The organism is Luteibacter jiangsuensis (assembly GCF_011742555.1).
Classification (GTDB): Bacteria; Pseudomonadota; Gammaproteobacteria; order Xanthomonadales; family Rhodanobacteraceae; genus Luteibacter; species Luteibacter jiangsuensis.
This window is the reverse complement of the sequence record NZ_JAAQQR010000003.1, coordinates 615,812-642,800: the sequence shown is the minus strand read 5'-3', so window position 1 is coordinate 642,800 and position 26,989 is coordinate 615,812. Positions and strand designations below refer to the sequence as shown.

The 26,989-nt window shown below is 66.9% G+C and carries 18 protein-coding genes and 1 riboswitch; of the genes, 8 read left to right on the top strand and 10 right to left on the bottom strand.

Annotated elements, in window-relative coordinates; all coding sequences use genetic code 11:
* Positions 1–45: 45 nt before the first annotated feature.
* Together HBF26_RS09715 and fdhD are read left to right on the top strand one after the other, a co-directional pair.
* Positions 46–2,388, top strand: a complete 2,343-nt coding sequence (locus HBF26_RS09715; RefSeq protein WP_167125395.1) for an FdhF/YdeP family oxidoreductase — start codon at positions 46–48, stop codon at positions 2,386–2,388.
* Positions 2,378–3,220, top strand: a complete 843-nt coding sequence (fdhD, locus tag HBF26_RS09710) for a formate dehydrogenase accessory sulfurtransferase FdhD (protein ID WP_167125392.1) — start codon at positions 2,378–2,380, stop codon at positions 3,218–3,220. Before HBF26_RS09715 ends, fdhD begins: the two co-directional genes overlap by 11 nt.
* 6 nt (positions 3,221–3,226) lie before the next feature.
* Here the strand turns inward: fdhD and HBF26_RS09705 are convergent, their stop codons facing one another.
* The 4 genes from HBF26_RS09705 to HBF26_RS09690 form a co-directional block, all read right to left on the bottom strand.
* Complete coding sequence (locus HBF26_RS09705) at positions 3,227–3,562, bottom strand: DUF7009 family protein (RefSeq protein WP_167125390.1); 336 nt, start codon at positions 3,560–3,562, stop codon at positions 3,227–3,229.
* Positions 3,559–4,110, bottom strand: a complete 552-nt coding sequence (gene mobA, locus HBF26_RS09700) for a molybdenum cofactor guanylyltransferase (protein ID WP_167125388.1) — start codon at positions 4,108–4,110, stop codon at positions 3,559–3,561. The genes HBF26_RS09705 and mobA overlap by 4 nt, the downstream gene beginning before the upstream one ends.
* Before the next feature lie 279 nt (positions 4,111–4,389).
* Entirely contained in the window at positions 4,390–6,459 is a 2,070-nt protein-coding gene (gene fusA, locus HBF26_RS09695) for an elongation factor G (RefSeq protein WP_167125386.1), read from the bottom strand.
* A 535-nt stretch (positions 6,460–6,994) separates the two neighbouring features.
* Positions 6,995–9,382: a membrane-bound PQQ-dependent dehydrogenase, glucose/quinate/shikimate family gene (locus HBF26_RS09690; RefSeq protein WP_167125384.1), complete on the bottom strand. Its 2,388-nt coding sequence runs from the start codon at positions 9,380–9,382 to the stop codon at positions 6,995–6,997.
* A gap of 103 nt (positions 9,383–9,485) precedes the next feature.
* Here HBF26_RS09690 and HBF26_RS09685 point away from each other — a divergent pair, with 103 nt between their 5' ends.
* The 3 genes from HBF26_RS09685 to HBF26_RS09675 all read left to right on the top strand — a co-directional run bounded on the left by HBF26_RS09685 (position 9,486) and on the right by HBF26_RS09675 (position 12,552).
* Positions 9,486–10,463 (top strand): aldo/keto reductase, encoded by a 978-nt coding sequence (locus HBF26_RS09685; RefSeq protein WP_167125382.1) that lies wholly within the window; start codon positions 9,486–9,488, stop codon positions 10,461–10,463.
* Positions 10,464–10,607: 144 nt separating this feature from the next.
* Positions 10,608–11,825, top strand: coding sequence for a methionine adenosyltransferase (metK, locus tag HBF26_RS09680; protein ID WP_167125380.1), 1,218 nt, complete (start codon positions 10,608–10,610; stop codon positions 11,823–11,825).
* Between the two features lie 214 nt (positions 11,826–12,039).
* Positions 12,040–12,552: a DUF4142 domain-containing protein gene (locus HBF26_RS09675; protein ID WP_167125378.1), complete on the top strand. Its 513-nt coding sequence runs from the start codon at positions 12,040–12,042 to the stop codon at positions 12,550–12,552.
* 56 nt (positions 12,553–12,608) lie between these two features.
* Here the strand turns inward: HBF26_RS09675 and HBF26_RS09670 are convergent, their stop codons facing one another.
* The 5 genes from HBF26_RS09670 to xylA are packed head-to-tail and all read right to left on the bottom strand — an operon-like array spanning position 12,609 to position 19,233.
* Positions 12,609–13,754 (bottom strand): sugar ABC transporter permease, encoded by a 1,146-nt coding sequence (locus tag HBF26_RS09670; RefSeq protein WP_167125376.1) that lies wholly within the window; start codon positions 13,752–13,754, stop codon positions 12,609–12,611.
* 38 nt (positions 13,755–13,792) lie between these two features.
* Positions 13,793–15,340 carry a xylose ABC transporter ATP-binding protein gene (locus tag HBF26_RS09665; RefSeq protein WP_167125374.1) on the bottom strand — a complete coding sequence of 516 codons (1,548 nt, stop codon included), beginning with the start codon at positions 15,338–15,340 and terminating at the stop codon, positions 13,793–13,795.
* A 10-nt stretch (positions 15,341–15,350) separates the two neighbouring features.
* Positions 15,351–16,364: a D-xylose ABC transporter substrate-binding protein gene (xylF, locus tag HBF26_RS09660; RefSeq protein WP_167125372.1), complete on the bottom strand. Its 1,014-nt coding sequence runs from the start codon at positions 16,362–16,364 to the stop codon at positions 15,351–15,353.
* Between the two features lie 16 nt (positions 16,365–16,380).
* The gene (gene xylB, locus HBF26_RS09655) at positions 16,381–17,904 is read right to left on the bottom strand and encodes a xylulokinase (protein ID WP_343162796.1); all 1,524 of its coding nucleotides are present in this window, start codon (positions 17,902–17,904) and stop codon (positions 16,381–16,383) included.
* 12 nt (positions 17,905–17,916) lie between these two features.
* Positions 17,917–19,233 carry a xylose isomerase gene (gene xylA, locus HBF26_RS09650; protein WP_167125370.1) on the bottom strand — a complete coding sequence of 439 codons (1,317 nt, stop codon included), beginning with the start codon at positions 19,231–19,233 and terminating at the stop codon, positions 17,917–17,919.
* Between the two features lie 176 nt (positions 19,234–19,409).
* Here xylA and HBF26_RS09645 point away from each other — a divergent pair, with 176 nt between their 5' ends.
* From HBF26_RS09645 to HBF26_RS09635, 3 genes are all read left to right on the top strand, one after another.
* Entirely contained in the window at positions 19,410–20,591 is a 1,182-nt protein-coding gene (locus HBF26_RS09645) for a XylR family transcriptional regulator (protein WP_167125368.1), read from the top strand.
* On the top strand, positions 20,588–21,658 hold the full coding sequence (locus HBF26_RS09640) for an aldose epimerase family protein (RefSeq protein ID WP_167125366.1): 1,071 nt from the start codon (positions 20,588–20,590) through the stop codon (positions 21,656–21,658). Before HBF26_RS09645 ends, HBF26_RS09640 begins: the two co-directional genes overlap by 4 nt.
* A gap of 169 nt (positions 21,659–21,827) precedes the next feature.
* Positions 21,828–23,741: an ATP-binding cassette domain-containing protein gene (locus HBF26_RS09635; protein ID WP_167125364.1), complete on the top strand. Its 1,914-nt coding sequence runs from the start codon at positions 21,828–21,830 to the stop codon at positions 23,739–23,741.
* Between the two features lie 355 nt (positions 23,742–24,096).
* Here HBF26_RS09635 and ppc read toward each other — a convergent pair whose 3' ends face one another.
* Positions 24,097–26,802, bottom strand: a complete 2,706-nt coding sequence (gene ppc, locus HBF26_RS09630; protein ID WP_167125362.1) for a phosphoenolpyruvate carboxylase — start codon at positions 26,800–26,802, stop codon at positions 24,097–24,099.
* 94 nt (positions 26,803–26,896) lie between these two features.
* A riboswitch (S-adenosyl-L-homocysteine riboswitch) is annotated at positions 26,897–26,977 on the top strand.
* Positions 26,978–26,989: the final 12 nt, after the last annotated feature.

Sequence of the window (26,989 nt, the reverse complement as noted above, 5' to 3'; positions counted from 1 at the left end):
CCGGTAGGATGATCGGGCACCTGGCACCCTCAGCAAGCGACGACCATGAGCGAGAAATCCGTCCCCGGCTACGAACCCTACGATGCGCCTGCCGGTGGCTGGGGCGCCCTGGGGGCCGTGGCGAAGGCGCTCAGCGGACAGATGGCGATCGCCCGCGAATCGATGGCGCTGCATCGGGTGAACCAGCCGAAGGGCTTCGACTGCCCAGGCTGCGCCTGGCCCGATCCGAAGGAGACCTCGTCCTTCGAATTCTGCGAGAACGGCGCCAAAGCCGTGTCGTGGGAGGCCACTGCGAAGCGGGTGCGGCCAGAATTCTTCGCCAGCAACAAAGTGGCCGATCTCTGGAACCTCACCGACTACGCCCTGGAGGGCCTCGGCCGCCTGACCCACCCGATGGCGTACGACCATGCCACCGACACCTATCTGCCCGTTGCGTGGGAAGAGGCGTTCGAGCGGATCGGCAAGGCGCTGCGGGCCCTGCCCGATCCGAACATGGCCGAGTTCTATACCTCGGGCCGTGCGTCCAACGAAGCGGCCTTCCTCTATCAGCTGTTCGTGCGGGAGTTCGGCACGAACAACTTCCCGGACTGCTCCAACATGTGCCACGAGGCCACGAGCGTGGGCCTGCCTCAGTCCGTGGGTTCCGGCAAGGGCACGGTGGTGCTGGAGGATTTCGAGCACTGCGACGCCATCTTCTGCATCGGCCACAACCCGGGCACGAACCACCCGCGCATGCTGTCCACGCTTCGCGAGGCGTCGCTGCGCGGCGTGCCCATCGTGGTGCTCAATCCGTTGCCGGAACGCGGACTGGAGCGCTTCACGTCGCCGCAGCATCCGGTGGAGATGCTCACGGGTAAGTCGGTACGCATCGCGTCCACTTACTACAAGCTGAAGATCGGGGGCGACGTCGCCGTGCTGAAAGGCATGATGAAGGCGCTGCTGACCGCGGACGAACGCGCCGTCGCCGCCGGCATGCCGGGCGTGCTCGACCGCGAATTCATCGCCGCCAACACAACCGGTTTCGAAGCGCTCGAGGCGGATGTGGCACGCACGTCGTGGAACGCCATCGAACGCCACTCCGGCCTCACGCGGGGCGAGATCGAAGACGCCGCCGACATCTACGCCAAGGCGAAGAACGTCATCGTCTGCTACGGCATGGGTATCACCCAGCACACGCACGGCACCGAGAACGTCCAGCAGATCGCCAACCTGCTGCTCCTGCGCGGAAACATCGGCCGCCAGGGCGCGGGCATCTGCCCGCTGCGCGGCCACAGCAACGTGCAGGGCGACCGCACGGTGGGCATCACCGAAAAGCCCAACGACGAACTGAACGAAGGCATCCGCCGAACCTACGGCTTCGAGCCGCCGACGGTGCACGGGCACGACGCCGTTGCCGCGGTGATCGCGATACGCGAGGGCCGCTCCAAGGCCCTGGTGGCGCTGGGCGGCAATCTCGCCGTTGCCATGCCCGACACCGAGGAAACCTTCGATGCGATGCGCAAGCTCGACCTGGCCGTGCACGTGGCCACCAAGCTGAACCGCTCGCATCTCATCCTGGCGAAGGAATCCATCATCCTGCCATGCCTGGGCCGCACCGAGCTGGACGTGCAGGCCACGGGCCCGCAGGCCGTGACGGTGGAGGATTCGATGTCGATGGTGCATGCGTCGGCGGGCACGCTCGAGCCGGCATCCGAGCACCTGCGCTCCGAACCGTGGATCGTGGCCGGCATCGCCAAGGCGACACTACCGAACACGCGCGTGGACTGGGACCGCCTGGTGGGCGACTACAACCTCATCCGCGACGACATCGAAAAGGTGTTCCCGATCTTCCGCGACTTCAATCGCCGCGTGAGCGTTCCCGGCGGGTTCCGCCTGCGCGTGGCCGCCAGCGAGCGCGACTGGGCCACGCCCGACAAACGCGCACACTTCCTGCTCGCCAGCGGTCTGAACGAAGATCCGCCGGCGGATGCGGAAGGACTGATGCTCACTACCGTGCGTTCGCACGACCAGTACAACACCACGATCTACGGGCTCAACGATCGCTACCGCGGCGTGAGCGGGCGGCGCGACGTGGTGTTCATGCACCCGAACGACCTCGCCGCACGCGGCCTCGCGCACGGCGACCGCGTCGACGTGTTCGCCACCGGGGCGAACGTCGCCGACGGCAAGGAGCGCGCGGTGCGCAACTTCGTCGCATTGGCGTACGACATCGCGGAAGGTTCGGCGGCCATGTACTACCCGGAGGGCAATGCGCTGATCGCCCTGGAAAGTCACGACCGCCGTTCCGGTACGCCCGCGTACAAATCGGTACCGGTGCGCATCGAGGCAGCCACCGCGACGGCCAACCGTCCGGCGATGTCGAAGCCGCAGGCGGAACATGTCGCCTGAGCAGCCCGCTCAACCCGGTAGCGCCGCGCGGCCCGTCGTTCGCGTCGAACGCGGGGTGCGCAACGAGGATACGGACCACCTCGCCGAGGAGGTTCCCGTGGCCATGCACTTCGACGGTTCGCCGTTCGCCGTGATGATGGCGACGCCCGCCGACCTCGAAGACTTCGCGCGCGGCTTCGCCCTCACCGAGGGAAAAGTGGCTTCGATGCTGGAGATCGAGGACATCGACGTGCGCGAAGTATTGGAAGGCGTGGTCGTCGATGTGCACACGTCGCGTGGGCGCCGCGGGGAGCCTCGTCCGTCGCTTGCCACGGACGACGCCGGCGCCCGCACCAGGGGCGAATTGCCTGGCCGCAGCGGCTGCGGCATCTGCGGCAGCCGCGAACTGGAAGATGTAGTGCGCCATCCGCCGCCGGTGGCGGCAGGTCCTGTCGTGACACCCGATGCCATTGAGCGCGCACTGGACGCACTCCGTGCGCGACAGCCGGTGAACGCGGCCACGGGCGCCGTCCACGCCGCTGCCTGGGCGCTGGCCGACGGCACCATCGTGGACGTGCGCGAGGACGTCGGGCGGCACAACGCGCTGGACAAGCTCATCGGCGCGATGCTCGTCGCGCTCACCGACCCGCGCGACGGCTTTCTCGTCATCACCAGCCGCGCCAGCTACGAGATGGTCACGAAGGCGGCCGTGGCGGGGATGACCATGGTGGTGGCGATCTCCGCGCCCACCGCGCTGGCGGTGCACCTGGCCGCCGATTGCGGCGTGACGCTGCTGGGCTTCGCCAGGCCCGGTCGCTTCAATATCTACAGCCGGCCGGAGAGGATCGGCTGAAGTGCTTCAGCCGCGGCGTCGGCGCAAACTGTCTTTCACGTCGACATCGAAACGCACCGTGGTGGCGACGGTGTCGTGGCCTGGGATGTCGAAGGTGAGCCCGTCCTTGCTCGGCAAACGCGACTGAAGATCGCGCAAGGCCTCGCGAGGCACTTCCATCCGCCACTCGTGCGCCGTGCCGGAGAGCGTGCAACCGTTGTCGGTGGCGTCGATCGCGTAGCGCATCGTGAACGCCTTTCCGAAAGCCGTGGAACCCAGCAGCGCGACGTCCTGCAGCAGTTCGTTGAGCTCGTCTTCGTCGATCCTCACGCGGATCGTGTCTTCTTCCAGCTGCACCCTCATGTGTTCGCCTCTCGCCATTCGTCGGGGGTATTGCAGTTGACCAGCAGCCGCGTGTCCAGCCCGTCGAGCGGCAGCGTCGAGGCACCCAGGCGCGCATGCAGGGCGGCGACGGAGCAGGCGGGGCCGGGGCGGCTCAACAGCTCTTCGAGCGCCGCGCGCGCCCTTGCGTCCATGGTCAGCCGCATGGGAAGCGGGTGCCGTTGCCAATGCGTCGCGGCGGCGCGCCTGTCGGCGAGCAACGGCGCGAGAACGGCCGGGCAGAGGCGCGGCATGTCCACCGGCACGACGAGCCATTCGCCATCCGGCAGTTCCCGCATGGCGCTGGCCATGCCGCCGACGGGGCCTGTGTCCGGCCAGAGGTCCTCGATGCCACCGGCCCGCGCGCCGCTGATCGCGACACGCTGCGCGCCGGCCTCGCGAAGGATGCGCGAGGTACGTTCGAGGAGCGTTTCCCCGTCGATGCGGAGCATGGCCTTGTCTTCGCCCATGCGCGAGGAACGGCCGCCGGCGAGGATGAGGCCGAGGATCGTGGGTGCGTCGCGCGTCATGGACCAAGCGTAACCCGAAACGGTCGTCCACCCATGCGCAGGGCCAACCATCCATGGGTTGCCTTATGTGGGAGCCGCTTCAGCGGCGATAGGTGCTTGCGGCAAGCGCGCCCGCTGCCGCGGGATCGCCGGCATAGCCGGCTCCCACAGAAGACCTCCCAAGCACAGACGTTTCCTCGCAAGCATGCGGGCTTTGTGTGGGAGCCGCTTCAGCGGCGATGGGGGCTCGCGGCAAGCCGGCTCCCACAGGAGCATGCCTGTGGGAGCCGGGTTTCTCTTTTATGCCAAGCGCCGCGACGGTTCCTGCAACGCCGGGCGATACGCGTGGAACGCGACCGTCGCCGAGGCGCGGCCCTGGCTCAGCGAGCGGAGCGCCGTGCTGTAGCCGTCGAGCTGGGCCAGCGGAACGTCGGCTTCGATCTCCGTGCGTTCCTGCCGGTCGACGAGGTTCACGATCTGCCCGCCGCGGCGCTGCAGATCGCCCAGCACGTCGCCTACCGCCGAGCCCGGGGCGCTCACGGAGACGCGCATCACCGGTTCCAGCAACACCGTGCCCGTGGCCTCGAGCGCGGATTTCACCGCGATCTGCGCCGCGCGATGGAACGCGGCCTCGTTCGAGTCCACGGCGTGCGCCTGGCCGTCCAGCACCACGACGGACGCACCGACCACCGGGTAGCCCCGCGGACCTTCGAGCAGGGCCGACAGGGCACCCCTCTCCACCGCGGCCTGGAACGGCTTGGGGATCACGCCGCCGGTGGTACGGTCCTCGAACGTGTTGGCATCGGTGCCGTTCGGCGTCACCGACAGCACCACGCGCGCATACTGCCCGCTGCCGCCCGTCTGCTTGGCCAGTTTCCCTTCGACGGCGCCCGACGCCGACGCCGGCGTTTCCTGGTAGGCCACGCGCGGCGAACCGGTGCGCACCTGCACGCCCCACTCGCGGCGCAGACGTTCCACCATCACTTCCAGGTGCAGCTCGCCCATGCCCCAGACCAGCGTCTCGCCGGTATCGGGGTCGGTGCCGACGCGGAAGGACGGATCCTCCTGCGCCAGGCGCGCCAGCCCGTTGCCGAGCTTCAGCAGATCGGCCGAACGCTCGGGCGACAGCCGCCACGACAGCACCGCCGGTTGCGCCTGGATGGCTTCCAGCCGCACGTGCCGGTGCGCATCGGACAAGGTCTCGCCCGTGGCCACGTCCTTCCAGCCGGCGATGGCAACGATGTCGCCGGCCTCCGCTTCGTCGACCGCCTCGGTGTCTTCCGCACGCACGACGGCAAGGCGCCCGATGCGCTGCACGCGATCCGTTCCGCTGCGCCACACGGCGTCGCCGACATGTAACCGACCCGCGTAGAGACGCACGAACGCCAGCGGCCCGTGGGCCTGGTTGACCACCTTGAACACCAGGGCGGCCAGCGGTGCGTTCGCATCGGGTTCGACCGCGATGTCGCCATCGTCCGTATGCGCGACCACCGCCGGACGATCCAGCGGCGACGGCAGGTACGCCACCATGGCGTCGAGCAACGGCTCGATACCGACATTGCGGAACGCCGAACCCGGCAGCACCGGCGAACCCAGGCCCGCCAGGGTGCCGCGGCGCAAGGCCGCGGCGAGCGCGGCGGCGTCGACGGGGGCGTCGGCAAGCCACAGTTCGGCCAGCGCCTCGTCACGATCGGCCACAGCCGCCACGAGCTCCGCGCGCGCTTCGCCGAACGCGTCACGCTCGGCATCGTTCCATGCGTGCACGGTGGCGTTACCGGCGTCGTCGAAACGCCAGGTGCGCTCGCTCACGAGGTCCGCCAGACCCGTCATGTGCTCGTCTTCGACGATGGGACGCGCGACCACCCACGGGTTGGCCCCGAGCTTGTCGCGCATCTGCGCCACGACTGCGTCGAAGTCCGCGCCGGGGCGGTCCATCTTGTTGACGAACGCCATGAGCGGCACGCCGTGCCGGCGCGCCTGGTGCCACACGGTTTCCGATTGCGGCTGCACGCCGGCCACGCCTGAGAACACCGTCACCGCACCGTCGAGCACGCGCAGGGAACGTTCCACTTCGATCGCGAAATCGATGTGTCCGGGCGTGTCGATGAGGGTGAGGCGATGCGGCTGGCCGCCATCGGGCGTCCAGTTCGCGCGCACGGCGGCGGCGCCGATCGTGATACCGCGCTCGCGCTCCAGTTCCATGTGATCGGTGGTGGTCGCACCGTCGTGCACCTCGCCGGTGCGGTGGATCGTGCCGGTCTTGTAGAGCAGGCGCTCGGTGAGCGTGGTCTTGCCCGCGTCGACGTGCGCGATGATGCCGAGGTTGCGCCAACGGCTGACGGGAATGCGGGTTTCTCGGGTGGTACTCATGGCTAACGGTTCCTGATGGGGATACGCCAGGGGCTCGATACGTCTTCGAGCGAGGCACTCCCCGATCCCTTGCCGCCGCCCCTGGCTGAGCAGGACGGTCAGGATCGGGGATCGCGGCGGTTCTTCATGGCACGTTGCTCCGGGTCGAATGGCTGATTCGGGACAAAAAAAAGCACCCTTGCGGGTGCTTTCGAGTTCTTCCAGGCCGGCTCGCCGTCTTACGACAACGAGCCTCCATGCACGGCGCGCGCGCACCCGCGACGCGCCCGTGGGGCGATCGGTGGGACGTGCATCAAATCGTGCTTGCAGCGGAACATGGGGTGGCTCTCTTGGAATGGGAGCGGATCGTACGCCGGTGTCACCAGGGCGGCAAGGCGTAGTGCGCTTAGATGGAGCCGCCCGGCGGCCTTTCAAGCCCCTCTGGGCTAGTGCGTGGCGAGCACCTATCGCCGCTGAAGCGGCTCCCACACAAAGCCGGCCCGCTCTGTGTGGGAGCCGGCTATGCCGGCGATTGCCGCCATCGCGGCTCCTGCCATCAGGGCAGTGCGTACGCCATCACGTAGTCACCCGACTTCGTACCCAGGCCGCTATGCCCGCCGGCCGCGATCACGACGTACTGTTTGCCGTTCACCGCGTACGACATCGGGTTCGCCTGACCGCCCGCGGGCAGGCGCGCCTTCCACACTTCCTTGCCCGTGCGTTCGTCGATGGCGCGGAGGTAGTTGTCGGCGGTAGCGCCGATGAAGATCAGGCCGCCTCTCGTCGTCATATTGCCGCCGATGTTGAAGATGCCCGTGGGTAGCGGCGCATTGAAGTGCGTGCCGAACGGCCCGGTATCGCGCGTGGTGCCGATCGGGTGTTCCCACACCAGCTTGTGCGTGACGAGGTCGATCGCCGCGAGCGTGCCCCACGGTGGCGGATTGCACGGCACGTCGAGGGGATTGAGCCACGGATGCACCTTGCCCACGTATGGCGTGCCGTATTGCGGTGCCAGACCGCCGCCCACCTTGGGCTCGTTGCCGCTGCCGTCCCACGGCTTCACCAGGCCTTTCGCTTCCGCCTCCTGACGCGGCGCCAGGCTGATGATGAACGGGATGTAGTTCGCGTTCGCAATGAGCAGCTTGTTGTACGGATCGATGGACGCGCCGTGCCAGTCGATCACGCCGTCGAAGGCGGGATACACGATGGTGTCCTTCAGCTGCGGCGGCGTGAACTGCCCCTTGTAGTACGACTTGCGAAACTGAATCCGGCACATGAGCTGATCGAACGGCGTCGCGCCCCACATCGACGCTTCGGTGAGGTTCTTCGGCGCCAGCGACGGCATGCCCACGGAATACGGCTGCGTCGGCGAGGTGAAGTCGCCGGGCACCGCGCCCTGCGGCACCGGCTTTTCGCGCACTTCGGTGAGCGGCGTGCCGGTGCGGCGGTCGAGCACGAAGAATTCGCCGCGCTTGGTCGTCTGCACGAGTGCGGGCACCGTGCCGCCCTTGCCGTCGGGCAAGTCCACCAGCGACGGCCCCGTCGGCACGTCCATGTCCCACACGTCGTGGTGCGTGTTCTGATACACCCATTTCGGCGCGCCGGTTTCGATATCCAGCGCCACCGTGGAACTGGACACCTTCTCGTCCATCGGGCGGCGATGGCCGCCGAAGTAGTCCGGCGTGGCGTTACCCATCGGGAGGTACACGAGGCCGAGATCCGGGTCCGCCGTGTAGACGCCCCACGCATTCGGCGTGCCGCGGGTCAGCTGATCGTTCGGGCCAGGTGTCCAGTTCTGCGGATCGTGTCCCACGTCCCAGGCCCACACGAGCTTGCCGGAAAGCGGATCGAAGGCACGCACGGCACCGGACGGCTCGCCTTCCGCCTGGTTGTCGTATATCCAGCCACCGAGCATCACGCGGTCCTTGAGCACCAGCGGCGGCGAGGTGACGAAATGGAAACCCGCCGGCACATGGCCGAGGTATTTCGTCAACGATACGAAGCCGTGCTCGCCGAAATCCTCGCACGGCTTGCCGGTCTCGGCATTCAGCGCCATGAGCCGGGCGTCGAGCACCGGCGCGATGATGCGCCGGGGGCAGTCGGTCTGCGTACCCTGCGGCGCTTCGTAATAAGCGACACCGCGACAGGCGAGATAGACGTCGGCTTCCGTGTCGGCCTTGGGATCGAAGGTCCATTTCTTCTGGCCGGTGGCCGCATCGAAGGCCACCACCCAGCTGTGTCCCGTGCACACGTAGAGCGTGTTGCCCACCTTGATGGGCGTGTTCTCGAAGTTGAATTCGTGCCCGGCATCCGTGCCGCCCTTGTCCTCGCCCGGACGCATGGTGTCGCCCGTGTGCGCCGACCAGGCCAGCTTGAGGTTCTTCACGTTGCCCGTGTTGATCTGATCCAGCGGCGAGAAGCGGTCACCGCGCGGCGTTCGTCCGTAGAACAGCCACTCGTCGTCGGGCACGGAGGTGTCGTGCCCGCCGGCGTCATTGCGCACCACCATCTCGCCGCGCGTGCCCACCGGCTGCATGAAGCCGGCCACCCCGACACCGATGCCCACAACGGCTAACAGCAGCAGCGCCACCACCCCGCCGCGCGCAGGCGCCAGCCGCCGTGTCACCCACGGCATGGCCAGATAGATGGCGAGCAACACAGGAAGAAGAAGTCGCGGTTCGAGTTGCCAGCCGATCAGCCCGACCTCCGCGATGGACCACACGATGGTGCCCAGGAGCACGATCGCATAGAGCCACAAGGCGGTGCCCAAGCCACGCACGAGAAGGATGCCGGTCGCGCACACACCCGCGCCGGCAATGAGGTAATAGGCGCTGCCGCCGAGGGCGACCAGCCAGACACCGCCCAGGGCGAGTAACAGGCCGAGGATGGCGACGACGAAACCGGTGATGCGTAGTGCGCGCCGTGGCGTGCCGGGGGATGACATGTGCTTCTCCGCAGGTACCAGACCCTTGAAGATAGCCTTGTCAGGTATATGTAACGTCTACGCCATTCCGGCAAGCGACGATTTTCCCTGCGGAGGTTTCCCCATGCGCTACGTGAAACTGGGCCGTACCGGCCTCGAGATATCGCCACTCGTACTCGGCTGCATGACCTACGGCGTACCTGATCGCGGCAACCATGCCTGGACGCTCGACGAGGAGGAAAGCCGGCCTTTCATCCGCAAGGCGCTGGATCTCGGCATCAACTTCTTCGATACCGCGAACGCGTATTCGGACGGCACGTCGGAAGAAATCGTGGGACGCGCACTGAAAGATTTTGCGAGGCGCGACGAAGTGGTGCTCGCCACCAAGACGTTCTACCGCTGGCGCGAGGGGCCGAACGCGGGCGGCCTGTCGCGCAAGGCCATCTTCCACTCGGTGGACGACAGCCTGCGCCGTCTCGGCACCGACTACATCGACCTGCTGCAGATCCATCGCTTCGACCACGGCACGCCGGTGGAGGAGACCATGGAAGCCCTGCATGACGTGGTGAAGGCGGGCAAGGTCCGCTACATCGGCGCGTCGTCGATGTACGCGTGGCAGTTCGCGAAGATGGTCTATACCTCCCGCCTGCACGGCTGGACGGAGTTCGTGAGCATGCAGGATCACTACAACCTGATCCAGCGCGAGGAAGAGCGCGAGATGATCCCGTTCTGCATCGACCAGGGCATCGCCGTGCTTCCGTGGAGCCCCCTCGCCCGTGGCCGCCTCACCCGCGACTGGGACGAGGGCAGCGCACGCCAGGAGCGCGACGTCTTCGGCGGCACCCTCTACAACGCCACCGAGGCCTCCGACCGGGCCATTGTCGCCGCCGTGAAGAAGGTGGCCGACGGGCGCGGCATCCCCCGCGCGCAGGTCGCCCTCTCCTGGGTGGCCCACCGCCAGGGCGTGACGGCGCCGATCGTGGGCGCCAGCAAGCCGCACCACCTGGACGACGCCGTGGCCGCCATCGACCTCGTTCTCACCGACGAGGAGACGGCGCTCCTGGAAGAAGCCTACGGGCCGCATCCGGTCGCGGGATTCTGAGGCCCCGCCGCGGCGCCGGGGCCCTGAACATCGGTGCAATCGTCACGTCCCGGCGGTACCCTTCCCGCTGCAAAACCGGCCGGGGGCGTGTATCATGGCGCGCCCTTTTATCTCTTTATCCGTAAAGAAGGATATATCGCCCCGATGAGCAACTACCTCTTCACCTCCGAGTCGGTCTCCGAAGGCCATCCGGACAAGATCGCCGACCAGATCTCGGACGCCGTTCTGGACGCCATCCTGGCCCAGGACCCGCGCGCTCGCGTGGCCTGCGAGACGCTGGTGAAGACCGGCGTCGCCATCGTCGCGGGCGAGATCACCACCAGCGCCTGGATCGACCTCGAGGCCCTCACCCGCAAGGTGATCCTCGACATCGGTTACGACTCGTCCGACGTCGGCTTCGACGGCGAGACCTGCGGCGTGCTGAACCTCATCGGCAAGCAGAGCCCGGACATCAACCAGGGCGTGGACCGCAAGAAGCCGGAAGAACAGGGCGCTGGCGACCAGGGCCTGATGTTCGGCTACGCCACCAACGAAACCAACGAGTACATGCCGGCGGCGATCCACTACGCCCACCGTCTCGTCGAGCAGCAGACCAAGGTCCGCAAGAAGAAGAACTCGCCGCTGCCGTGGCTGCGTCCGGACGCGAAGAGCCAGGTCACCCTGCGCTACGAGAACGGCGAGGCCGTCGCCATCGACGCCGTGGTGCTCTCCACCCAGCACGATCCGGACGTGAAGCAGAAGGATCTGATCGAAGGCGTGCGCGAGCTGATCCTGAAGCCCGTGCTGCCGGCGAAGCTGCTGCACAAGGGCACGAAGTTCCACATCAACCCGACCGGCAAGTTCGTGATCGGCGGTCCGGTGGGCGACTGCGGCCTGACCGGCCGCAAGATCATCGTCGACACCTACGGCGGCTGGGCCCGCCACGGTGGCGGTGCGTTCTCGGGCAAGGATCCGTCGAAGGTCGACCGCTCGGCCGCCTATGCCGCGCGTTACGTGGCGAAGAACATCGTGGCGGCCGGCCTGGCTGACCGCTGCGAGATCCAGGTCAGCTACGCCATCGGCGTGGCCGAGCCCACCTCGATCTCGGTCACCACGTTCGGCACCGGCAAGATCCCCGACGAGAAGATCGAGAAGCTGATCCGCAAGCACTTCGACCTGCGCCCGTACGGCATCATCAAGATGCTCGACCTGGTGCACCCGATGTACCAGCCGACCGCCTCGAACGGTCACTTCGGCCGCAAGCCCTACGAGATCACCGACAAGAACGGCAACACGTTCACGGCGTTCTCCTGGGAGAAGACCGACAAGGCCGACATCCTGCGCGATGCCGCGGGCCTCGGCGCGAAGGTCGGCCGCAAGTAAGCGGTTCCTTCATGCGATAGCGAACGGGCACCTTCGGGTGCCCGTTTTTTTTGTTCTTGTGGGAGCCGCTTCAGCGGCGATGGGTGCCCGCGTCAAGCTTGCCCGCTACCGCGGGATCGCCGGCGTAGCCGGCTCCCACAGAGAACTGACCATTGTCACGAGCACTTCATCGCCGTGGTGCGACACCTAGGGCACACCTGCCGGAGATACCACCATGAACCGCCGCCCCGTCCTCGCCATTGCCTTCTTCGCCGCCTCGCTCGGGCTTGCCGCGCATGCCCAGGAAAAGGACACCCAGGGCGGCACCGCTACCGATGCCGGGTTCTTCAAGAATGCCGGTGCATCGGGGCTCGCGGAAGTCGAGGCGAGCCGGCTCGCGTTGAAACAATCGTCGTCCGCGAAGGTGAAGAAGTTCGCGCAGACGATGATCGACGAGCACACGCAGGCGAACGAGGAACTAGAAGGGCTGAAGTCAGGGGACAAGGGCTATTCGCTCGTGACCTCTCCCATGCCCGACAGCCAGAAGATCATCGACGCGATGTCGCGGATGCACGGCGCGGAGTTCGACAAGGCCTATGCGAAGACGATGGTGGCCGATCACGAAGAGGCCGTCGCGATCTTCGAAACGGAGATCGAGAAGGGTTCCAACCCTGAGTTGAAGGCTTTCGCCAAAAAGACGCTGCCGAAGCTGAAGCATCACCTGGAGATGGCGAAGAGCCTGCCTTGAGGCAAGCTTGCCCGCTGCCGCGGGATCGCCGGCAAAGCCGGCTCCCCACACGTTTGTCAGGCGTTGCGGTTGGAGCCGGAGAGCACGTCTACCCACACCGCCAGCACGAGGATCACGCCCTTGATGATCATCTGCCAGGAGTTGTCCACGTCCATCAGCTGCATGCCGCTGTCGAGGCTGGCCATCACCAGCGCGCCGATCAGCGCGCCATAGACCGTGCCGGAGCCACCACGCATGGAGGTGCCGCCGATGAAGCAGGCCGAGATGGCGTCCAGTTCGCCACCCGTGCCCGCCGAGGGCGAACCGGAGCCCGTGCGCGCCACGGTGATGATGCCCGCGAAGGCGCACATGAGGCCCATCAGCGCGAACACCACGAGCTTCACTCTCGCCACGTTCACGCCGGACAGCCGCGTGGCTTCCATGTTGCCGCCCACCGCGTAGATGTGGCGGCCGAACACCGTCTGCGTGGACACATAGGTGAACACCGCGAGCAGGCCGAGGAGGATCATCACCGGAATGGGAATGCCGTTGGCGTCATTGAGCATGCGGATGAAGCCCGCGATGAATACGCCGATGGCCACGAGACGGGCGATGTCGATCCACAGAGCCGCCTGCTGCAGGCCGAGCTTCGAACGGCGCATGCGGCGACGCACCGTGATCGCGACCATCGCCACGAAAATGATTCCGCCGATCCAGCGCGAGAGTTCCACGGGCACGAAGCCCTGGCCGAGCGCGACGAGGTCGTCGGGCGCGGGCGCGATCGTCGAACTGCCGGTGATGTACAGCACGATGCCGCGGAAGGCGAGCATCCCGCCGAGACCGACGATGAACGAAGGCACGCGCATCTTCGTGACCACGAAGCCGTTGAAGGCGCCGAGCAGCAGGCCCAGCACCAGCACGGCCCCGATGGCCGGCCACGTTCCCCAGCCCTCGTTCACGGTGAGGATGGCGACCACGCCACCGAGCAGGCCGAGCAGGGAACCGATGGAGAGATCGATCTCGCCGGCGATGATGACGAACACCATGCCGCACGCGAGCATGCCGGTGATCGCCATCTGCCGGAAGAGGTTCGAGAGGTTCCCCGGAGTGATGAACGCGGCGTCCGTCTTCACGTGGAAGAACACCCAGATGATCGCCACTGCGATGAGCAGCGCGAGGATCTTGTAGCGGACGAACAGCTGCTGGACTTTCTGTGCCTGCATGGAAGCCTTTCCTGATGACGCTTTGAACGGATGAAGAATCAGGCCGCGTGCGCGGGACCTTCCGCGGCATGCGAGATGGCCGCGGCCAGCACCTGCTCCTGGGTGAGGCCAAGGCTCGGGAAGTCGCCCCGCAGCCTGCCCTCGCCCACCACGAGCACGCGATCGCTGACGCCCAGCACCTCGGGCATTTCGGACGAAACCATGATGATTGCCACCCCCTTGGCGGCCAGCTCGAACATCAGCTTGTAGATGTCGTACTTCGAGCCGACGTCGACGCCCCGGGTGGGCTCGTCGAGGATGAGCACTTTCGGTTCGGGCAGCAGCATCTTCGTCAGTACCGCCTTCTGCTGGTTGCCGCCGGACAGCCCGACGATAGCCAGCTCCGGGCTGGCCGTCTTCACGCGAAGGCGCCGGATCTCGGTTTCCACCGTCTGCAATTCCGCCTGCCGGTCGATCTGCCCGGCGTGGGCGTAATGCGACAGCGTGGCCAGCGTGATGTTGTCGCCCACGCCGAGGAGCGGCACGATGCCCTGCCGCTTTCGGTCTTCCGGCACCAGCGACAGCCCCGCCTTGATCGCCTGCTCCGGCGTTCGCACCTTGATCGGCGTGCCCTCGAGCAGGAGTTCCGCCTCGTAGCGGCCGGCGTACGCGCCGAAGATGGCCGACACGAGTTCCGTGCGGCCCGCGCCCACGAGGCCCGCGATGCCGAGGATCTCGCCCCGGCGCACCTGGAAGGAGATGTCGTCCACGCGCTTGCGGTTCGGGTTGGCGAGGTCCCAGCAGGTGACATGCCGCGCTTCGAACACCACGTCGCCGATCTCGTGCTCCACCTTCGGGAAGAGGTTCTCAATGTCGCGGCCGACCATGGCCGTGATGATCGACTGCGTGGTCATCTCCGACATCGGCCTGGTGAGGATGTGCCTGCCGTCGCGGATTACCGTAACGGTGTCGCAAACGCGCGCCACCTCGTCGAGCTTGTGCGAGATGTACACGCACGCCACGCCCTCGCGCTTCAGGTCCTCGATGATGGACAGCAAGGTGTCCGTTTCCGCCGAGGTGAGGGACGAGGACGGCTCGTCGAGAATGAGCAGGCGCGCGTTCTTCGCCAGGGCCTTGGCGATCTCGAACAGCTGCTGGTAGCCGCCGCCGTAGTTCATGACCGGCGCGGCCACGTTCACGTCCTTGAGCTTCAGGCGGGCGAGCAGGGCCTCCGCCTTCGCGTACATCGCGTCGTAGTCCATCAATCCGCCGAAACGGCGGATCTCGTTGCCGAGGAAGATGTTCTCCGCCACCGACAGCTGCGGCACCAGCATGAGTTCCTGGTGGATGATGACGACGCCGGCGTCCTCGCTGTCGCGTACCGAATACGCTTTCAGCGGCTTGCCTTCGACGAGGATCTCGCCCTCCCAGGTGCCGTAGGGATACACACCCGACAGCACCTTCATGAGGGTGGACTTGCCCGCGCCATTCTCGCCACAGAGCCCCACGCATTCGCCGGGCCGCACGGCCAGATCGATGCCGTCCAGCGCACGGACGCCGGAAAACTCCTTGACGATCCGGCGCATCTCGAACAGGTAGTTGCTCATGACGGCCGGATCAGGGGCCAACCTGAGCCTGGGTGTAGAAGCCGTCCTTCACCACGAGGTCCACGTTCTGCTTCGTCAGCGCGGTTGGCTCCAGCAGGATGGTGTCGACGTCCTTCTTGCCGTTGTTCATCTTCGACGTGAACTTGGGCGTCTCGCCCTTCGCCAGCTGCACGGCCAGGTTGGCGGCATCGGTGGCGATGGTCTTGATCGGCTTGTACACCGTCATCGTCTGGGTGCCTGCCTTGATGCGCTTGATGGCGGCAAGATCGGCGTCCTGGCCCGACACCGCGACCTTGCCCGCCAGCTTCTGGCCATTGAGCGCGGCGATGGCGCCGCCGGCGGTGCCGTCGTTGGAGGCGACGATGCCCTGGATGTTGTTCTTGTTGGCCGTAAGCGCGTTCTCGATGATCGACTGCGCGTTGGATGCCAGCCATTCGTTCGTCCACTGCTGTCCGACGATCTTGATGTCGCCCTTGTCGACCAGCGGCTTCAGCACTTTCATCTGGCCTTCGCGGAGGATCTTCGCGTTGTTGTCGGTGGGCGCGCCACCGAGCAGGAAGTAATTGCCCTTGGGTGCGGCGTTGACGACGCCCTGCGCCTGCATCTGCCCGACCTTGTCGTTGTCGAACGAGATGTAGGCGTCCACGTCGGCGTTGAGGATCAAGCGATCGTATGAGATCACCTTGATGCCGGCGCGCTTGGCTTCGGCCACCACGGTGGAGAGCGTTTTCGCGTTGAAGGGCACGATCACGATCACATCGACCTTGCGCGAGATCAGGTTCTCGATCTGCTGGATCTGTTTCTGCTCATTGGCGTCGGCGGACTGCACGGACACCGTGGCCCCCTTGGCCTCGGCCGCGGCCTTGAAGAAATCGCGGTCGCGCGTCCAGCGTTCGACGCGAAGGTCGTCGATGGAGAAACCGATCACCGGCTTTTCCTTGCTCGCGTGCGCCTGCGGCGCGGCGAAGACACCGGCGGCGATCATCGATACGGCCAGCAGGGTGTGCAGGGGCTTCTGTTTCATGGGCTTCTCCGTGCAGTCATGGCATCGCCCTCGTGGAAGGGCGGGATTCGTCGCCGGCGATGGCGCCGTCGGCATACAAGGGTTCCAGTCGCTCGTAGGAACGGCGGAACAGAGGGTGGCGCGTTTGCAGGAAATAAGCATGACGCGCCGCATCGGGCTCGAAGGCGGCCGTCACGGGCGGCATGGGGCAGACCTCATCCAGCGTGGCGCCGGGTTCTGCAGCCAGGCGCGCCAGCCGCGCCGCACCGAGCGCGGGACCAACGTCGCCACCGCTGCGCATGACCAGCCGCTTGCCGAGGATGTCCGCGAGCATCTGCGTCCAGTACGCACTGCGGGAACCGCCGCCGATGACGGTGATCTCGTCGGCCACCAGCCCCGTGGATTCCACCGCCAGCAGGCCGTCGAGCAGGCCCAGGCCCACGCCTTCGAGCGTGGCATTGGCGAGTTCGGGGCGATCGGTACCGGGCCCGAGCTGCAGGAACGAGCCCCGCGCATGGGGGTTGTTATGCGGGGTGCGTTCGCCCGTGAGGTAAGGCAGGAACAATGGCCCGTGCTTTTCCAGGCCGCGGGCCTGCGCTTCGGCGAGCAGCGAAGGCACGTCGCTTGTTCCGGTAAGCCGTGCGGTGAAATTCAGGCAGCTGGCCGCGTTGAGCATCACCGACATCAGGTGCCAGGTATCGGGCACCGCATGGCAGAAGGCATGCACGGCCTGCTCCGGGCTTGCACGGAAACCGTCCGACACCGCGAAGTAGACGCCCGAAGTGCCGAGCGAGAGCATGGCCTGCCCGTGCCGCACGATGCCCACGCCCACGGCACCGGCGGCGTTGTCGCCACCGCCCGCAGCCACGGGCACGGTGTCCATGCCCCAGCGGGCCGCCAGTTCGGGATGGAGGCGCCCCGCGGGTTGCGTACCTTCCTTCACCTGCGGCATGTGCGAACGATCGAGACCGGTGGCGGCCAGCATCTCGTCGCTCCACCGGCGGCCCTTCACGTCCAGCCACAAGGTGCCCGCGGCGTCGGAGGCGTCGGTGTAGAAGTCGCCGGTGAGGCGCAGCCGCAGGTAATCCTTCGGAAGCAGCACCTTCGCCACGCGGCGGAAGACATCGGGCTCGTGCCGGCGCACCCACGCGAGCTTGGGCGCCGTGAACCCCGGCATGGCAAGGTTGCCCGTGATGGCGCGGAAACCGGGAACGCGCTCCAGTTCCGCGCACTCGACATCGGAACGCCCGTCGTTCCAGAGGATAGCCGGGCGAAGGACCGCGTTCGCTTCGTCCAGTAACGTCGCGCCGTGCATCTGGCCGGAGAGTCCGATGCCGGCGACGCGCTTCGCGTCGCCTTGCATGAGGACTTTCTCCACCGCGGACTCGGTCGCGGCCCACCACGCGGCCGGATCCTGCTCCGACCATCGGGGGTGGGGATGCGATACCTCCAACGGGCTGGAGGCGCTGGCGCGCACGGCTCCCGCCTCGTCCATGAGGACCGCTTTCACCGAAGATGTGCCCAGGTCGATGCCCAGGTACAGGCGCGCCGGCGCTTCCATGTCGTGTCTCATTCAGCCGTAGATATAGCGGTTCACAATGTTTTCGAGCAACTCCTGTCCACCCGAAATGTGATCTGGGTGGATGTCCCGGGCCACGGCGTCGTCGGCGAGCGAGGCCAGGGTGAAGCCGCCTTGCAGGATCCTGCTGCCGAAGTCGCCGTCCCAGCCCGAGTAGCGCTTCGCCTTGAACTCGGCCAGCGCGTCGCGCTCGATCATCCTGGCTGCGCGTTCGAGGCTGAGCGCGAGCGCGTCGATGGCGCCGATATGGCCGTGGAACAGGTCTTCCGGCGCACTGCTCTGCCGGCGCACCTTGGTGTCGAAGTTGAAGCCGCCGGTAGAGAAGCCGCCGGCCTTCAATATCTCGTACGTCACCAGCGTGAGTTCTTCCACGCTGTTCGGAAACTGATCGGTATCCCAGCCGTTCTGCGGATCGCCGCGATTGGCATCGATGGAACCGAAGAGGCCGAGCGAGATGGAGGTGGCCACTTCGTGGTGGAACGAGTGCCCCGCGAGGGTGGCGTGGTTCGCTTCGAGGTTCGTCTTCACCTCGTTCTCGAGCCCGAACTCCTTCAGGAAGCCGTACACCGTGGCGGTGTCGTAGTCGTACTGATGCTTGGTGGGCTCCTGCGGCTTGGGCTCGATCAGGATGGTGCCCTTGAAGCCGATCTTGTGCTTGTGCTCGATCACCATCTGGAAGAAGCGCCCCAGTTGGTTCCGTTCGCGCTTCAGATCGGTGTTCAGCAGGGTGTCGTAGCCCTCGCGGCCGCCCCACAGGACATAGTTGGCGCCGCCGAGGCGGTGGGTGGCTTCCATGGCGTGACGCACCTGGGTCGCGGCATAGGCAAACACCTCCGGCTGTGGATTGGTCGCGGCACCGGCGGCATAGCGCGGATGGCTGAACAGGTTGGCCGTGCCCCAGAGGAGACGCATGCCCGTGTCGGCCTGCTTCCGCTCGAGCACGTCCACCATGGCGGCGAAGTTCTTGCGGTAGTCCGCGAGGCCATCGCCTTCCGGCGCCACGTCGGTGTCGTGGAAGGTGTAGAACGGGGTACCGAGCCGGGAGAAGAAGTCGAACGCGGCATCGGCCTTCTCGCGGGCGCGCTCCATCGGGTCGCCGGGCTGCTGCCAGGGGCGGCCGAAGGTGCCGGCGCCGAACACGTCCGAACCCGGCCACACGAAGGTATGCCAGTAACATGTGGCCGGGCGCAGGTGGTCTTCCATGCGCTTGCCCAGCACCCGCTTGTCGGGATCGTAATGCCGGAAGGCCAGCGGGTTGTCGCTGTCCTGGCCTTCGTGGCGAATCTTCGGAATATGGGAGAAGTACGACATGACGCTTTCCTTGACCAACGCGGGAACGGATTCCCACGATCGTGACGAGCGAGCCCCATGCCGTGCAATTGCGATTTCCGGCGCCCGCGAGGTCTTTTTCGATGCCGCGCTGCGTCATGGACGCATCCCGCAACCTAAGCTAGCGTGGCAACGATGAGTTGTCCCGGCGGAACACCATGACCAACCCGCATCGCATTGCCCTCCTGTTCAACGCCAACAAGGTGTACGACCGCCAGGTCATCGCGGGCATCGGCCACTACCTGAACAGCACGCGCGTGGAATGGGACCTCTTCATGGAAGAGGATTTCCGCAGCCGCATGCGCGACATCCACCAGTTCAAGGGCGATGGCGTCATCGCCGACTTCGACGACCCGGAAGCGCAGGAAGCCCTTCGCGACCTGCCCATTCCCGTCGTGGCGGTGGGCGGCTCGTATCACGACCCTGCCGCGTACCCGGCCGGCGTGCCTTACATCGCCACGGATAACGAGCGCCTCGTGCGCCTCGCCTACGATCACCTCATCGAGCAGGGGCTAGGTCGGTTCGCCTTCTACGGCCTCCCGGCGCATCCCGGCAGCCGCTGGGCCCAGGAGCGCGAGCATGCGTTCCGGACCGTCGTCGAGGCGGAGGGCGTGGAGGCCACGGTCTACGAAGGATCGCCCACCAGCGCCGGCGGCTGGGGCGAGGCGGTGGAAGAACTGGTGGCGTGGCTCACGGCGCTGCCGAAGCCCATCGGCATCATCGCCACCACGGACGCCCGTGCGCGGCAGGTTCTGCAAGCCTGTGTGATCGGCGACATTCCCGTGCCCGAGCAGGTGGCCATCGTGGGTATCGACAATGACCCGATGGCGCAGCTGCTCACCCGCATTCCCCTCACGTCGGTCATCCAGGGCGCGGAGGAAATGGGCCGCACCGCCGCCCACGTGCTGCACCAGATGCTCCGCGGCGTGGACTGTTCGGGCACGCGCGTGCTGGTGCCGCCTGTGGGAATCAACGTGCAGGTGTCCAGCCGTTACCACCCGGTACGCAGCCCGCACGTCATGCGCGCCAGCCACTACATACGGCAATACGGATGCCTGGGCATCAAGACCGAGCAGGTGGCGGACTACGTGGGTGTGTCCCGCACGGTGCTCGAGGAACATTTCAAGCGCGAACTGAAGCAGACGGTTCACCAGGTGATCCTGAAGCACAAGCTCGATGCCGCCTGCGACCTGATCGCGAATTCCGACACGCCGCTGGCCGACATCGCGCTGCGCTGCGGCTTCACGTCGCTTCAGTACATGTATGCGGTATTCCGTCGCGAGTACGATTGCACGCCGCGACAGTACCTCGACCTTCATCGAACGGCGGGGGCGACATGATCGTCGCCCGCCAGGAACGCTCCATGCCCGTATCGCACGCCACCGCCTGGGGCCACTTGCCCGACGGCCGCCCCTTGCACCGCTGGACACTGAGAAACGCCGGCGGCGCGCAGGTGGAGATCAGCGACCTCGGCGGCACCCTTCTCTCCTGGCAGGTGCCCGACCGGCAGGGGCGCCTGGGCGAAGTGCTGCTGGGCCATGCCACCGCGCAGCAGTATCTGGATTCCAATGCCTACATGGGCGGTATCGTGGGACGCTGGGCCAACCGCATCCGGGGCGGCAGGTTCCGCCTCGACGGCATCGACTACCGGGTGGACCGCAATGATGGCGGCAACCACCTGCACGGCGGCAACGACGGCTTCCACCGGCAGCGCTGGGACGTGGACCCGGATAACGGCGGCCTTCTGCTCCGGCTGGTGTCGCCGGAAGGCGATGGCGGATTCCCGGGCGAGGTTCGCGTCGAACTGCGCCTGCGCCTGGAGGACGACGGCACCCTCGACCTGCGCTATACCGCCACCAGCGACGCGCCGACGCCACTCAGCCTCACTGCCCATCCGTACTTCAACCTCAACGACCGGCGGCCGGATATTCGCGATCACGTGATCCGGATCGACGCCGATGCTTTCCTCGCCATCGACGCGGGCGCCATTCCCGTGGGAAGGCAGGTGGTCGCCGGCTCGGCCTTCGACTTCCGGGAGGCGGCGCCGATCGGCTCGCGCCTGCACTGGCCCGACCCGCAACTCCGGCTGGTCGGCGGGTTCGACCATTGCTACGTACCGCGCGGCGAGACAGGAGCCCTCCCGAGGGTGGTGGCCGAGGTCACCGAGCCCTCCAGCGGGCGCCGGCTCACCGTGGAAACCGACCGCCCGGGGCTGCAGTTCTACAGCGGCCAGAAGCTCACCGGCCAGCCGGGGCGCCATGGCGACATGTACGGCCCGTTCGCGGGCTTCGCGCTGGAAACACAGGCGTTTCCCGACCAGATGAACGGCCCGGACGCGGAAGGCGCGATCCTGCGCCCCGGCACCGTCTGGCGCCAGCACACGCGGTACCGCATCGATATTGTCTGAACCTGCCGGGCGCTTCGTAGGAGCGCGCCCTGCGCGTTTATGCCCGCGTCGGGTACGACATCGTTTCGGGCCAGTCCCCGAGTTGGCGCGCCGGCTCCAAGTCACGGCCTCAAAATATGTCGCGCGCAGGGCGCGCTCCTACAGGCCGGGTGGGCATTACAATGCCCGGATGTCATTAATCCAATTACTTAACGTCGACTACAGCGTCGGCGGCCCGCTCCTGCTCGAACAGGTCGATCTTTCGCTGGATACCGGCGAGCGCGTCTGCATCGTCGGCCGTAACGGTGCCGGCAAGTCCACGCTGCTGAAACTCATCGCCGGCGAACTGCATCCCGACGACGGCGAGATCCGGTTGCAGGGCGGCACGCGCATCGCGCGGCTGACCCAGGAAGTGCCGCAGGACACGCAAGGCAGCGTGTTCGACGTGGTGGCCGACGGGCTCGGGGAGCTGGGCCACCTCCTGGCCCGCTACCACCACCTGCTCGACGCGGGCGACATGGACGGACTCGGCGACGTGCAGGCGCAGATCGAGGCGCAGAACGCGTGGGATCTCGATTCGCGCGTGCAGCAGGTCATCGAGCGCCTGGAACTGCCGGCGCATACCGATTTCTCGGAACTCTCCGGCGGTATGAAACGCCGCGTGCTGCTCGGCCAGGCGCTGGTGCGCGACCCGAACCTGCTGTTACTCGACGAGCCCACGAACCATCTCGACATCGAGGCCATCGCCTGGCTGGAAGGCTTCCTGAAGAGCTTCGCCGGCAGCATCGTGTTCATCACCCACGACCGCAGCTTCCTGCGTTCGCTGGCCACGCGCATCGTGGAGATCGACCGCGGCACCGTTACCAGCTGGCCGGGCGATTACGACAACTACCTGCGCCGCCGCGAAGAGCGCCTGCACGCCGAAGCCCAGGCGAATGCCCATTTCGACCGGAAGCTTGCGCAGGAAGAAGTGTGGATCCGCCAGGGCATCAAGGCGCGGCGCACGCGCAACGAAGGTCGTGTGCGCGCGTTGAAGGCGATGCGCCGGGAGCGCGCGGAGCGTCGCGAGCAGTCCGGCAACGCACGCATCACCCTGGCCACGGCGCAGGCGTCGGGGCGCAAGGTGATCGAGGCAAAGCACATCACGCAGGTCTATGGCGGGCGCACGCTGCTCGACGACGTATCGACCACCATCATGCGCGGCGATCGCGTGGGCATCATGGGTCCGAACGGCGCGGGCAAGTCCACGCTGCTGAAGACCCTGCTCGGCGAACTGAAGCCGCAGCAAGGCGAGGTCACGCTCGGCACGGGCCTGGAAGTGGCCTACTTCGACCAGCACCGCTCCGTGCTGGACGACCGCATGAACGCGCTGGACAACGTGGCCGAGGGCCGCGAGTACATCGAGCTGAACGGCCAGCGCAAGCACATCATCGGCTACCTGCAGGACTTCCTGTTCTCGCCGGAGCGGGCGCGCGCACCGATCACGCGGCTCTCGGGCGGCGAAAGAAACCGCCTGCTGCTGGCGAAGCTGTTCGCGCAGCCGTCCAACCTGCTGGTGATGGACGAACCGACGAACGATCTCGACGTCGAGACACTGGAACTGCTCGAGGAACTGCTCAACGAGTACACCGGCACGCTGCTGCTGGTGTCGCACGATCGCGACTTCATCGACAACGTGGTCACCAGCACGCTGGTGCTCGAAGGCGATGGCCTCGTCGGCGAATACATCGGCGGCTACAGCGACTGGCTGCGGCAGCGTCCCGCCGCGAACGGCGCGAAGCCCGCGGCGACGAAAGGCGCGTCGGCACCCGTGGTGAGCCCAGCCGCTCCGTCGCCATCCTCAGGGACAGCGACGACCGGTGCCGCGACCCCGCCGGCCACGCCGAAGCGCAAGCTGTCCTTCAAGGAACAGCGCGAACTCGACCTCCTGCCCGCGAAGCTCGAGCAGCTGGAAGCGGAGATCGCGAAACGCACCGAAGCGATGAACGATCCGAAGTACTACCAGCAGGACGCGGCCACGATCACGCGCGGCAACGAGGAACTGGCGAAACTGCAGGCGGAACTGGAAGCGGCGTTCGCGCGTTGGGAAGAGCTGGAGGGCTGAGGCTTTGTGTGGGAGCCGCTTCAGCGGCGATGGATGCTTGCGGCAAGCGTGCCGCTGCCGCGGGATCGCCGGCATAGCCGGCTCCCACAGAGGATCTCCAAGCACAGAGGTTTTTCGAGCTTTGTGTGGGAGCCGCTTCAGCGGCGATGGATGCCTGCGGCAAGCGTGCCGCTGCCGCGGGATCGCCGGCATAGCCGGCTCCCACAGAGGATCTCCAAGCACAGAGGTTTTTCGAGCTTTGTGTGGGAGCCGCTTCAGCGGCGATGGATGCCTGCGGCAAGCATGCCGCTGCCGCGGGATCGCCGGCATAGCCGGCTCCCACAAAAGGATGGCCGGTTCCTGCAAGGCTGGTGCTTCAACCCGTATTCTGCAACCCCTGCGACACGCCATTCACGCAAGCCACCAGCGCCTTGAGCAAGGTATCGTCCTTGCCGCCGGTGGCGCGCCAGCGGCGCAACAGATCCACCTGCAACAGGCTCATCGGGTCCACGTACGGGTTGCGCAGGCGGATCGACGTCGCCAGACGCGGGTCGCCGGCCAGCAGTTCCTTGTCGCCCTTTAGCTTCGATACCCATCGCACCGTTCGCTCGAACTCGTCGCGCAGCATCGGGAAGAAGCGATCGTGCAACGGTCCCGCAAGCCTGGAGAACGCCTCCGCGATGTCGATGTCGGCCTTGGCCAGCACCATTTCCACGTCGTCGAGCATCGTCGCGAAGAACGGCCAGTCCCGTGCCATGCCAACGAGGGCCTCGTCGCCGCATTCCTTCGCAATGCTGTCGAGCGCCGAGCCCAGCCCGTACCACCCCGTGAGCACCGCGCGACACTGCGTCCACGAGAACACCCATGGGATGGCGCGCAGATCTTCGACGCCCTTCATGCTGCGCCGGCGCGCCGGACGCGAGCCGAGCGTCATGCGTTCGATGACGTCGATCGGCGTGGCGCCACGGAAGTAGTCCACGAAGCCTTCCTTGTCGACGAAGGCCCGGTAGGCCTTGCGGCTCGCGTCCGACAGCCGCGCCATCGTGTCTTTCCAGGCCTCTTCGCGCGCCTCGCTGTCGCGCGGCCGCAACGAAGCGCGCATGACGGCACCCAGCGTCTGCTCGAGGTTGCGCACGGCGAGGGCGCGGATGCCGTACTTGCGATGGATCACTTCGCCCTGCTCCGTGACGCGCAGGATGCCCGCGACGGAACCGCGCGGCGAGGCCATGAGCGCGGGCGTGATACGCGAGCCGCCGCGGCTGGCCGAGCCGCCGCGGCCATGGAAGAAGGCGATGCGGATGCCGGCCTGCTTCGCCACGTCCAGCAGTTCCACCTGCGCGCGTTGCAGGCTCCACTTGGAGGCCACGGTGCCGCCATCCTTGCCGCTGTCGGAATAACCGAGCATCACCCACTGGCGGTCGCCGCGTGCCTTGAGGTGGGCGCGATAGACAGGATCGTCGAGTAGTGTGCGCAGCGTTTCCGCGCCACCGGCGAGATCGTCGATGGTCTCGAACAGCGGCGCGACGTCCAGAGGCACGATGCCCTCGTTCACCAGGCCGCCATGGCGCGCGAGCGCCAGCACGGCGAGCACGTCGGCCGCCGTTTCGGCCATGCTGATGATGTACAGGCCCGTGGCTTCGTTGCCGTAGCGCTTGCGCGAGTCGGCCAGGGTGGCGAACACGTCGCGCAGCATCGTCACGTTCTCGTCGCCGGAACCGGCGACGAAGCTGCGCTCACCCGCCGCATAAGGGCGCAGGCTGCCGGCGCGCGTCGTCGCGTCGCGATTCGCCCATTCGCCGTCGCCCAGCAGCGCGGACAAGGCTTCGTCATGCAGGCGCGCGTCCTGGCGCACATCCAGCCGTGCGAGGTGGAACCCGAACGTGCGTGCGCGCCACAGCAGGCGGCCGACGGCATACGCGCCCGCGTGCTTTCCGCCATGCTCCAGCAGACTCGTTTCGATCAGGACGATATCGTCGATGAACTCGTCGGCGGCGCCGTAACGACCGTCCCGCTCGTGCAATGTGGCATCCAGCCGCTCGGCGACGAAGGTGAGGAACGCGCGGTAGGGCATGTCGGCGTGCCGCGGCCGGATTCGCGCGGCCGCCTCGGGGAATCTGTCGCGGTACGCCTGGAGGCGTGCGCGGAAGCCGTCGCCCAGCTTCACGCGATCTTCCGTCTGGCTGAGCAGGCGGCCCAGTGCGCCGACGTCCTCGATATAGCGTTCGAGCACGAGCGAGCGTTGCGCCGACAGCGTCGCCGCGATGGTGTCGGCGTTGACGTTCGGGTTGCCGTCCATGTCGCCGCCCACCCAGGTGGCAAAACGCAGCACGCGCGGCACGGCAATGCCTTCGCCGAAGGTGTCGGCAAGCGCCTGTTCCAGAGCTTCGTAAAGCGCGGGCAGCACACGATACAGCGGCCGGGCGATGTAGAAGCCGACGTGCTCGAACTCGTCCTGCACGCTCGGCCGCACCGGCGATGCCTCGGCCGTCTGCCATCCGGCGGAAAGCGCCATGAGGATGCGGGCATCGTCGTCGCGCAGCTCCTGGGGCGTGCGGGTCGGGTCGAATTCGTCGACGAGCGCGCGCACGATCTCCTGTTCCTTTTCGAGCAGGGAGCGACGCACGGCCTCGGTGGGATGGGCAGTGAACACCGGCTCCACGTCCAGATGGCCGAGCAGCCGGGTCAGCTCGTTGCGGTCCACCCCGTCCTTCTTCAGCTGCGCCAGCACGGCGGCCAGCGACTCGGGCTGCGGGGCGCGGCCTTCACGCTGGTAATCGCGCCGGCGGCGGATGCGGTGCACGCGCTCGGCGGTGTTCACGGCCTGGAAGTAGGTGGCAAAGGCGCGGGCCAGGGCTTCGGCATCCGCGGCGTCGAGGCCGGTCAGGGTCTCGGCCAGGGCATCGACCGACTCGCCGCTGCGCCGACGGCGGATGGCCGCGGTGCGCACCTGCTCCACCCGCTCGAAAAAGGCCTGCCCGCCCTGCTCCGCGAGCATCTGGCCGACCAGGGCGCCCAGCCGGCGAACGTCGTCGCGCAAGGGGCCGTCGTGGGGAAGGAATTCGGGGTCGCGTGCGGCTTCCATCGGGCTCTCGTGTCTGGCGGGAACCCCGAGAGTACCGAAAAATGCCGTTCATCCCTGCATCCGGATTCCGCGATATAATCGAGGGACCGTTTTGCCCGCCGAGGGGCGCTGCGACCATGGGGTTCCCCATAGGCCAGGCTCGGCGCGGCGTCCCACCGAACGGCGCCCCCGTGAATCTCCGGAGCTA